Source organism: Paenibacillus barengoltzii G22 (assembly GCF_000403375.2).
Lineage (GTDB): Bacteria > Bacillota > Bacilli > Paenibacillales > Paenibacillaceae > Fontibacillus > Fontibacillus barengoltzii.
Genome location: NZ_KE159653.1, coordinates 814,131 through 824,330 on the forward strand (window position 1 = coordinate 814,131; position 10,200 = coordinate 824,330).

The following is a 10,200-nucleotide window of genomic DNA, read 5'->3' on the forward strand; positions in this document are numbered from 1 at the left end:
GGCTTTTCCCATAACTGAATCCTCTCCCTTATTTCCATTGTAAATCCTTGTAGGGGAGGACTCCAGTTTATTTAGGGGGCCTTAGGGCTTTTACATTTCAGAACCCTAAATACTGCAATTTTGCCCATGATGAACTGCACTTTTGCAGTTAAAGCGTTTGAGGCAGAGGATATTCCAGCGAATCCCGCAAAATAAAGAGGCTAAAATGTTGTACGAAATACAACATCTTAGCCTCTACGTTTTAGCTCACCAACTAAATCACGTGGTTGCGAATTTCCTCTTGCAGCTGAGCAATCACTTCTTCCACCGCTTTAGCGCCCAGGTCGCCTTGGCCGCGTTTGCGGACAGAGACGGTGCCGGCGCTTTGCTCGTTTTCGCCTACGACGAGCATGTATGGCAGCTTCTCAAGCTGAGCTTCGCGGATCTTATAGCCGAGCTTCTCGTTGCGCAGATCGCTTTCGGCGCGGATGCCGGCAGCCCGCAGTTTATCTTCAACCTGACGAGCATAAGCGTCAAAGTTGCTGGATACCGGAAGCACTTTCGCTTGAACCGGAGCCAGCCAGAGCGGCAGATTCCCTGCGAAGTTCTCCAGCAGGAAGGCCGTGAAGCGTTCCATCGTCCCGAGAATACCGCGGTGCAGCACGACCGGACGATGCTTCTGACCGTCGTCACCCACATACTCCAGCTCGAAACGTTCCGGCAGCAGGAAGTCAATTTGCACCGTCGACAGCGTCTCTTCCTTGCCCAGCGCCGTTTTGATCTGTACGTCCAGCTTCGGTCCGTAGAACGCAGCTTCGCCTTCCGCTTCGAAGAACGGCAAGCCGGCTTCTTCTACAACTTCGCGAAGCATCCGCTGCGCCGTATTCCACATTTCATCGTTTTGGTAGTATTTCTCCGTATCTTGAGGATCACGGTAAGACAGCCGGAACCGATACTCGTGAATGCCAAAATCGTTGTACACCTGCTTGATCAGATCCAGGACGCGTTTAAACTCATCTTTGATTTGATCCAATCGGCAGAAAATATGGGCATCGTTCAGCGTCATCGAACGTACGCGGTGCAAGCCGGTTAAAGCACCGGACATTTCATAGCGATGCTGCATCCCCAGCTCGGCGATACGGATCGGCAAGTCCCGGTAGCTGCGCATATCGCTCTTATACACCATCATGTGGTGCGGGCAGTTCATCGGACGAAGTACGAATTCCTCCGTATCAATCGCCATTTTCGGGAACATGTCTTCTTGATAATGCTCCCAGTGACCCGACGTTTTATACAAATCGACGTTCCCCAGCACCGGAGTGTATACATGCTGATAACCCAGTCTTTCTTCAATATCAACGATATAACGTTCCAGCGTCCGGCGAACTGTCGCTCCCTTCGGCAGCCAGATCGGCAAGCCTTGACCAACCAGGTTGTTGAACGTGAAGATATTAAGTTCCTTACCCAGCTTGCGGTGGTCGCGTTTCTTCGCTTCCTCCAACATGTGCAGATGATGATCCAAATCTGCCTTCTTCATAAAGGCAGTGCCGTATACGCGCTGCAGCATTTTGTTTTTGCTATCGCCGCGCCAGTAAGCACCGGCCACGCTCAGCAGCTTAAACACTTTAATCTTCCCGGTCGAAGGCACGTGCGGCCCGCGGCACAAGTCGAAAAATTCGCCTTGATCATAAATCGAAATGACGCTGTCTTCCGGCAAGTCGCGAATGAGCTCTAGCTTATACGGATCCCCGAGCTCGGTGTAAATCGCTAACGCTTCTTCACGGCTCACCTCACGACGAGTAATCGGCAGGTTTTCACCGATAATGCGTTCCATTTCTTTTTCAATCTTCTGCAGATCTTCTGGATTGAGCGGATGCTCCAGATCCATGTCGTAGTAGAATCCGTCCTCGATCACCGGACCGACGCCCAGCTTCACTTCTTTGTTGCCGTACAGGCGTTTTACCGCCTGCGCCATCAAGTGCGCACAGCTGTGACGCATAATTTCCAGTCCGTCCTGGGAATCCGCCGTAATGATCTCCACTTTCGCGCCGTCAACCAGCTTCGTATTTAAATCGACAGCTTTACCATCGATCTTCCCGGCCAGCGCATTTTTACGCAACCCGCTGCTGATCGAAGCCGCCACATCCTCCAAACTGCTGCCTTCCGCATACTCCCGAACCGAACCGTCCGGCAAAACAACTGATACTGCCACCTTGATTTCCTCCCTAAAAATAGAATTGGTTACCGGAAGCGGACAAATTAAAAAACGCCCGTCCCGGAAAGGGACGAGCGTTATATACCCGTGGTTCCACCCTCATTCGGCCAATCCGCAACACTCACCCGTGCATCACACTCGGATATGGCCCTTAATTCGGCATTCGTTAACGGGAATGAACCGGTATTCCTTACTTCACGAAGGTTCGGGAATACAGCTACAAAGGGGTAAACCAAAAGCGAATCCGAAGGGAATTCCAGCCAAGTTCCCTCTCTCTGTACCGTTCAAGCCTTCTGGCTCATGTCTTTGTCCACGCTATTTAAGGTAGTTCACTTAATGCAAGTAATTATAATGCGAACTTCCCCGTTCGTCAAGAAACGTCTTCATCATTATCCTTGATCTAGGCGCCGCATCTCCTGATGGAATAGCTGGCAATGCGGGCATAACAAGCAGATCTCCACCCGCTCGCCAAATATCCGCGAGATCGTCGTAATCACCTGGGCATCAGGTTCCTGAGTATGAATTAATATCCGGTCCGGGGAGAGGGAGATCAAGGTGCTGACGATCACGTCCTCCATCTGCATCTCCTGATCGGCAATCCGCGCGATAACCCCGCCGGATGCCGGCACACGAATCGGCGTAAATTGCTCGTTCAGAATCGCAAATTCAGATTCCTGCTTATGCATCAAATGGACTAAAGGGGTCAAAGGCTCCTGGAAATACACAAAATACTGCAGCAGCCCAATAAATTCCTCATACTGCTTGTCGAGCAAAAACTCGTCTACGGCATAGTTTACAATTTCACGCAGCTTGTCCTCATAAGCCTTGAGGCGAAACCAGACGAACCCTTCTAGATGGAGCTGGGAGGAAGACTGCAAATACTCACGCAGTGCTTCTTGTACCATCGTTTTGCGTTGATCACGGGCACAGCCGGTAACCGCATCTTCGGCCAGAAGCCGGTTCACCATTTCATGCACCTGCTCCGCTTCTTCGCGGGATTCGAAGCTGTAATCCCGTCGCATGACTCGGGCGGCGATCACTGCTTCCTTCTCGCGGACGATGTACTCTGCGATACCTTGTGACAAACAGTCGATCAGTTGTAGATCGCCAGCAGCTTGCTCCCCGTCGCTGGCTTCCGGGCTTCCCATGAGCACCGCCTCCAGCATCCCGCCTGCGGCCGCTTGAAAGCGAAGCCGTACCTCACGGTTATGTAAGCTGCTGACAGCCTCCTGTAACGAAGCTTTGAACCGTTCCTCCGATTCGGCGGAACCGCAATTGACGCGTACAGTAAAAAAATCCATGAATCTGGCCCCCTTCCGCTTCCTTCTCCAAGTATATGGTGGGAAGGTAGCGGATATACGGGAACCGTTCATGGAATGAAAGGCAGTTCTGCCAGCAATATTTTAGAGTCGGATCAAATTAGTTTTGCATAATGAAATCGCGTTCGACCGTCGTTTCTTCATCAAACACGCGCAAAATCTCATATTTTGTATTCCGTTGCGCCGGAACTTTGCCTGCGGAACGAATAATCGACAAGATCGATTCGATATTTACTTTATGTGTTGCACCGGCGGACGATACAACGTTCTCCTCAATCATCGTGCTGCCGAAGTCGTTACATCCGTATTGCAGCGACAATTTGCCGACTTCCGGACCCATCGTTACCCAAGAGGACTGCAGGTTTTTGATGTTATCCAACACAATCCGGCTGATCGCGACTGTTTTCAGATAGGATTCCGGTGTTTGCCGTTCCGCTTTCAGGTTCGTGTTGTCCGGCTGGAACGTCCACGGGATAAAGGCCAGGAATCCTTCGGACGGATACCCGTTCTGGATGCACTCATCCTGTGCTTCCCGCACGCGCAGCAGATGCAGCGCCCGTTCTTCCATCGACTCGCCGAACCCGATCACCATCGTGGCGGTCGTGTTCATGCCGATTTTATGGGCCGTTTGCATCACGTCCATCCAGTCTCTCCAAGAGCCTTTCAAGCGGCTGATTTTACGACGTGTGCGGTCGTCCAAAATTTCAGCTCCGCCGCCCGGCAAGGAATCCAGACCTGCTGCATGAATCTCGCGCAAAACTTCTTCCAGCGAAAGCCCCTCGGAGACTTCCTTCATCTTCATGATTTCCGCAGGAGAGAACGAGTGCATGGTGATGTTCGGGAAGCGCTCCTTAATCGCCTTCAATAAGTTCGTATAATAGCTAAAAGGTAAATTCGGGTTAGTTCCGCCCTGCATCAGAATCTCTGTGCCGCCGACGTCTACCGTTTCCTGGATTTTCTGAAAAATTACTTCGTCCGGAAGCACATACCCTTCCTCAGAGCCCGGCCGACGGTAAAAAGCGCAGAACCGGCAATATACGTCACAAATGTTCGTATAGTTAATGTTCCGCCCAATCACAAACGTGGTGATCGGTTCAGGATGCTTGCGCTCCATCAAAATGTTGGCGGTATGTCCAATCTTCTCCACTTCGTCAGATTCGAACAATCGGATCGTATCCTCCAAATCCAGGCGTCCGCCCTGCAGCGCTTTGTTTAATATATCGTCGATTGCAGTCATTTCACTGCCTCCTTAGAACAAATAAATGAATCCCAGGCGATACCTGAAAATTTAAAATGTTAATTCAATCGTAACACAGTCCGCCCAGGAAAAACAGCACCCAATCACGGCACAGACGCCAAAGGAGCAAGGGCACTTCATAGAAAAAAGCGAGAAAGGCCGCATAATGCGGCCTTTTAATTCGTTCACGAGCCTATTCAGCTGTTGACAAGCGCCTGATCCAAATCGGCGAGCAAATCGTCGATGTCCTCCAGTCCGACGGAGAAACGCAGCAGCCCGTCGGTAATGCCCCGCTCAGCGCGAACCTCCGGCGGCATCGAAGCATGCGACATCATCGCCGGGTAGGAGAGAATACTCTCGACGGCACCCAGGCTGACCGCAACGAGCGGCAGCTTCACTTGATTCAGCAGCTTCTTGGCCCGCTCGCCCGACCCAACATCGAAGGAGACCACCGCACCATACCCGGTGGATTGCTTCTCCTGAACCTCACGGCCGGGGTGATTTGGCAGGCCGGGATAGTACACGGCTTCGATGTCGCTCCGCCGACTCAGCCAGTCGGCCAGCTTGCGCGCGCTCACTTCGCTGTGCGCCATCCGCGCTCCCAGCGTCTTCATGCCGCGCATCAGCAGCCAGGAATCCTGCGCGCCGAGGACGGTACCAAGCCCGTTCTGCACATATTTCAGCTGACGGGCTATTTCTTCCGTCCGAGCTACCGCCAGACCGGCCAACACGTCACTGTGTCCGCCGAGGAATTTCGTTGCGCTGTGCAGAACGATATCGGTCCCCAGCTCAATCGGACGCTGGTAGTACGGCGTCATAAACGTATTATCTACGATGCTAAGCAACCCATGTTCCCGCGCCCACGCGGAGATTTCCGCGATATCGGTGATTTTTAACGTAGGATTGGAAGGCGTTTCCATATAGACAGCTTTCGTGTTAGGTTTCAGAGCCGCCTTCACCAATTCCGGCTGGGTCATATCTACAAAGGTCGTCTCAATGTTCATCCGGGTCAAAATATTGGACAACAGCCGATATGTACCCCCGTACACATCTTCGGTCACGATAATATGATCGCCAGCCGAGAGCAGCATCAGCGTGGTGGAAATCGCGGCCATCCCGCTGGCAAACGCGAAGCCCTGGACCCCGCCTTCCAATACGGCAATGTAATCCTCCAGCGCCTGCCGAGTCGGATTCCCGGAACGACTGTAGTCGTGATGCGGCGGATTAAAAATATCGTGATGATGGAACGTGGACGCCTGATAAATCGGTACGCTGGATGCGCCGGTAGCCTCGTCCACCTCACTGCCGAAGTGAATCAGTTTCGTTTCAAATTTGTTGTCCCGTTTCTCCTGCCTGCTCATACGCCTTGTCCCCCTTCAACTTCCTGCCGTGCCGCTTCCAGTGCATGACTCAGGTCCGCAATCAAATCCTCGACATGCTCGATGCCAACGGAGAACCGCAGCAACCGATCATCCACGCCAACCGCATTGCGGATTTCCTCCGGAATGTCGGCATGGGTCTGCACCGCAGGATAGGTCATCAGCGATTCGACGCCGCCAAGGCTTTCGGCAAATGCAATCAGATTGAGATTGCGCAGCACCGGTTCAACGTACCGAGCATCCGTGACTTTGAAGGAGAAGATCCCCGTATTGCCGCTCGACTGCTTCCGTTGCGTCGCATACCCTGGGTGATCCTCCAAGCCCGGGTGGAACACCTCGGCTACTTGAGGATGGGTCTGCAGGAATTTGGCGATTGCCAGCGCGTTGCTCTCGTGCCGCTCCATCCGCAGCGCCAGCGTCTTCATGCCGCGCATCAACTGATACGAATCGGACGGGCTGAGCACCGCGCCTATCGAGTTGTGCAGAATCGCCATCTCCTGGGACAGCTCTTCGCCTTTGGTAATGATCAGGCCGGCCAAAACATCGTTATGGCCGCCTAAATATTTGGTTGCACTGTGAACTACGATGTCAGCACCAAGCTCAATCGGCCGCTGGAAATACGGCGTCATGAGCGTATTGTCCACGATCGTGAGCAGGCCGTGGGACCGTGCCCATGTCGATACCGCTTCAAGATCCGTAATCATCATCAGCGGATTGGTTGGCGTTTCAATAATAACGGCCTTCGTGTTCTCTTGACGTACACGTTCAAGGGCATCCAAATCGTTGGTATCCACATAAGATGCGGTTACGCCAAATTTGGACATAATCCGCTCTAGCAAGCGATACGTGCCTCCGTAAAGGTCCAACGAAACGATGAGATGGTCGCCTTGCGAAAATAACGTAAATACCGTCTGCAACGCGGCCATCCCGGAGCTACAGGCAAACCCGGCATCGCCGGATTCCAGAGCCGCCGCTGCGTCTTCCAGCACTTTGCGGGTAGGGCTTTTCGTACGGATATAATCGAAGCCCGTGCTTTGCCCCAGGCGCGGATGCCGAAACGCCGTGGCTTGATATATCGGATAATTCACCGCGCCTGTGACTGGTTCATCGACCGATCCGATTTGTGCCAATCTACTCTCGATACGCCATTCCTTGTTTCTCTCCCCCACCTGCAATCCCTCCACTTTTATATCTCATATACAAAGTCGGCCGTTTGATCGATATCGTACGGCGTTTCTTGATACACATAGTAGTTTAACCAATTGGAAAATAATAAGTTTGCGTGGGCCCGCCAGGAAGAACGCGGGGCGCGTGTCGGATCGTTATTCGGGAAATAGTTCACCGGCAGATCGATGTCCATGCCTTTCGCGATATCCCGGTCATACTCCCATTTCAACGAATCCGGATCGTATTCGGAGTGCCCGGTTACGAAGATCTGCTTCCCGTCACGGGTGGCGACCAAGTAAATGCCGGCTTCCTCCGATTCCGCCAGAATCTGCAGCTCCGGCACCCGCTCAATGTCCGAACGTTCCACGTCCGTATGACGGGAGTGCGGGACTTGGAATACTTCATCAAATCCGCGCAGCAGCTTCACCTTCGGATCGTTGACTGTGTGGGAGAAGACCCCAAAGCATTTTTTCGCCAGGGGAACCTTGCGAACGCCATAGTGGTAATACAATCCGGCCTGAGAGGCCCAACAGATGTGCATGGTCGATGTGACATGGGTTTTGGACCACTCGAAGATTTCCTTCAACTCTTCCCAGTAGTTCACTTCTTCAAAATCCAATTGCTCGACCGGTGCCCCTGTCACGATCATGCCGTCAAAGCGGCGATTGCGAATATCGCCAAACGTTTTGTAGAACATCTCCAGATGCTCTGCGGACGTATTTTTTGAGGTATGCGTGCTCGGATGAAGCAGAACGATCTCCACCTGAAGCGGCGTGTTCCCCAGCAAACGCAGGATTTGGGTCTCCGTCGTTTCCTTGGTAGGCATCAGGTTCAGAATCGCGATCCGCAGCGGGCGGATGTCCTGATGATAGGCACGGCTTTCATCCATGACAAAAATATTCTCGTTGGTCAACACGTCCTTGGCCGGTAAATGATCCGGGACTTTAATCGGCATGTGGTTTCACTCCTTTAATCGTAGCGTCATTCTCAACTCAACATCCGTTTCGAGGGGCCGTGTATACAAAAATGACCTCTCTCACGGGGAGAAAGGTCATTACGTATTCGGTATGCGCCTCTCTCATCTCTCAGAAGCCGCCCCGTATTCGATACGGACGGTTCTGCAAGAATTAGCACCGCTGCGATGGTTGTCATCGCCGGTTGCCGGGTATCATCGGGCTAGTCCCTCCACCTGCTCTTGATAAGATTTCGCTGTATTTAGTTAGGGTCGGGGTCTGGGCCGTTGCCCGTACTCCCTGACATTCACTTTAAAGTATCAGATGGCATTCCGTCAAGAACTCTGCGAGAAAAATCACACGGTATTCATGGACCGCTTGGCTCCCGTGCACATAGTATACTTTTGGGTTGAAACATTTCATTCGCTGGCGTTATACTAGACAAGTGCCTTTGGGCCCAGACGGGCCTAGGGTTTGACGAATCGACATGTAACCTGATTATAGCGAGGTGAAACCGAGAATGGAAGGCGACCCGAGTCCGCAGAGGAATACCCAGGTCAACCAATTGCATAGGATACCGACCCGCTGGGTGCCTGCGGAACGTAGAGGGCACTTTCGTTTCCCGGTGTTTGCATAAACGCCTTTTTGATCGTTGCCGGGCGAACCCGCGGTTGGTCCCTTTCCTATGCTGCAACAAGAGCATCCCAGGCCTTCAGGCCCGGGGAAAGGGAGTGAGAGCTTATGAAAATCCGTCATGTTCTAGCCGGCGTATTTACCCCCGTTGAGGACGTGGAATTAACAACCACCGCTCCGGAAGAAGGTTTCTATTGGATCGACGCGGGGGTGGATGACCTTGCCCTGCTGCAGCCTTTATTTTCGCTGCACGATCTGGCTGTGGAGGACTGCTTAAGCGAAGAAGAGCAACGGCCAAAGATTGAAACCTACGACAACCACTATTTCATCGTTGTAAATAGCATTCGGTATGATGACGAGGAAATTTTCCTGCGTGCACTGAACATTTTCTTGGGACGGCATTATATCATTACAGTTACTAAACAGAAGATCAACGAACTTCGTGCGGTGAAGCCGATCCTGTGGGAGCAGGAGGTCAGCGAGCCCGACCGATTCCTGTACCTGCTGGTCGACCTGGTGGTTGATAACTACTTCACCGTCGGCGACCGAATCGAAGTGAAGATCGAGAAGCTGGAAGAAGACATTCTGATGCATACCAAACGTTCGCACCTGAACGAAATCATCGGGCTGCGAAGTGAAATTTTGTGGCTGAAGAAGGTGCTTGGGCCGCAGAAGGAAGTCATCAATATTTTAAACAAGAAAGATCTTCGTCTAATCGACGACCAGCTGCAAAAATACTTCAGCGACATCTACGAAAACGCCGTGAAGATCTCCGAGAACTTCGACACGTTCCGCGAGCTCGTCGGCAACTTACGCGAGGCCTACCAGGCCGCCATCGCCAACCGCGCCAACGAAATCATGCGCGTGTTCACCGCGATTACGACGATTTTCATCCCGCTGACACTGATCACCGGGATCTACGGGATGAACTTCGACAATATGCCGGAGCTGCATTCGCGATACGGCTATTTTATCGTCCTTGGCATTATGGGCGTGCTTGGTTTAGGGATGTACTTCATCTTCCGGAAGAGAGATTGGATATAAACAGTAAGGCCAACACGGGCTGAGGTCCGCGTTGGCCTTTTGGGTTGGGCGAGACGTATGCATTAGTCTCTTGTTGGACGTGCGCCTAAATCATCCCGACTGATCTTTTGAATTAGGCGAGTCGAGCGTGACTGCAAAAGTGCAGTTATTTTGCCGCGATTCTCCCCTAAATCGGCTCTTAACTGCAAAAGCGGCTAGGCCCCCTAAATCCGGAGTCCTGACCTACAAGTTTTGTGTTATCGCAGTCCAGCTCATTTTCTTGTGTGTTTACATC

Annotated in this window: 7 protein-coding genes and 1 riboswitch; of the genes, 1 reads left to right on the forward strand and 6 read right to left on the reverse strand. The window is 52.3% G+C overall.

Annotated elements, in window-relative coordinates; translation table 11 throughout:
- Positions 1-253: 253 nt before the first annotated feature.
- The 6 genes from thrS to metA form a co-directional block, all read right to left on the reverse strand.
- Entirely contained in the window at positions 254-2,191 is a 1,938-nt protein-coding gene (gene thrS, locus C812_RS12085; protein WP_016312940.1) for a threonine--tRNA ligase, read from the reverse strand.
- Between the two features lie 392 nt (positions 2,192-2,583).
- The gene (locus tag C812_RS12090) at positions 2,584-3,495 is read right to left on the reverse strand and encodes a putative sporulation protein YtxC (RefSeq protein ID WP_016312941.1); all 912 of its coding nucleotides are present in this window, start codon (positions 3,493-3,495) and stop codon (positions 2,584-2,586) included.
- Between the two features lie 118 nt (positions 3,496-3,613).
- Complete coding sequence (gene mqnC / locus C812_RS12095; protein ID WP_016312942.1) at positions 3,614-4,750, reverse strand: cyclic dehypoxanthinyl futalosine synthase; 1,137 nt, start codon at positions 4,748-4,750, stop codon at positions 3,614-3,616.
- Between the two features lie 197 nt (positions 4,751-4,947).
- Positions 4,948-6,111 carry a trans-sulfuration enzyme family protein gene (locus C812_RS12100; RefSeq protein WP_016312943.1) on the reverse strand — a complete coding sequence of 388 codons (1,164 nt, stop codon included), beginning with the start codon at positions 6,109-6,111 and terminating at the stop codon, positions 4,948-4,950.
- On the reverse strand, positions 6,108-7,298 hold the full coding sequence (locus tag C812_RS12105; protein WP_016312944.1) for an aminotransferase class I/II-fold pyridoxal phosphate-dependent enzyme: 1,191 nt from the start codon (positions 7,296-7,298) through the stop codon (positions 6,108-6,110). The genes C812_RS12100 and C812_RS12105 overlap by 4 nt, the downstream gene beginning before the upstream one ends.
- A 17-nt stretch (positions 7,299-7,315) precedes the next feature.
- Positions 7,316-8,251 (reverse strand): homoserine O-acetyltransferase MetA, encoded by a 936-nt coding sequence (gene metA, locus C812_RS12110; protein ID WP_016312945.1) that lies wholly within the window; start codon positions 8,249-8,251, stop codon positions 7,316-7,318.
- 120 nt (positions 8,252-8,371) lie between these two features.
- Positions 8,372-8,501, reverse strand: a riboswitch (SAM riboswitch).
- A gap of 489 nt (positions 8,502-8,990) precedes the next feature.
- Here metA and corA point away from each other — a divergent pair.
- A complete protein-coding gene (gene corA / locus C812_RS12115) occupies positions 8,991-9,926 on the forward strand; it encodes a magnesium/cobalt transporter CorA (RefSeq protein WP_016312946.1) in 936 nt (311 codons plus the stop codon).
- The last annotated feature ends 274 nt before the right edge of the window (positions 9,927-10,200 follow it).

Excerpts from the sequence above, each read along its gene's own strand:
- C812_RS12090 (WP_016312941.1), bottom strand. The coding sequence starts at position 3,495 with ATGGATTTTTTTACTGTACGCGTCAATTGCGGTTCCGCCGAATCGGAG.
- mqnC (WP_016312942.1), bottom strand. The coding sequence starts at position 4,750 with ATGACTGCAATCGACGATATATTAAACAAAGCGCTGCAGGGCGGACGC.
- C812_RS12100 (WP_016312943.1), bottom strand. The coding sequence starts at position 6,111 with ATGAGCAGGCAGGAGAAACGGGACAACAAATTTGAAACGAAACTGATT.
- metA (WP_016312945.1), bottom strand. The coding sequence starts at position 8,251 with ATGCCGATTAAAGTCCCGGATCATTTACCGGCCAAGGACGTGTTGACC.
- corA (WP_016312946.1), top strand. The coding sequence starts at position 8,991 with ATGAAAATCCGTCATGTTCTAGCCGGCGTATTTACCCCCGTTGAGGAC.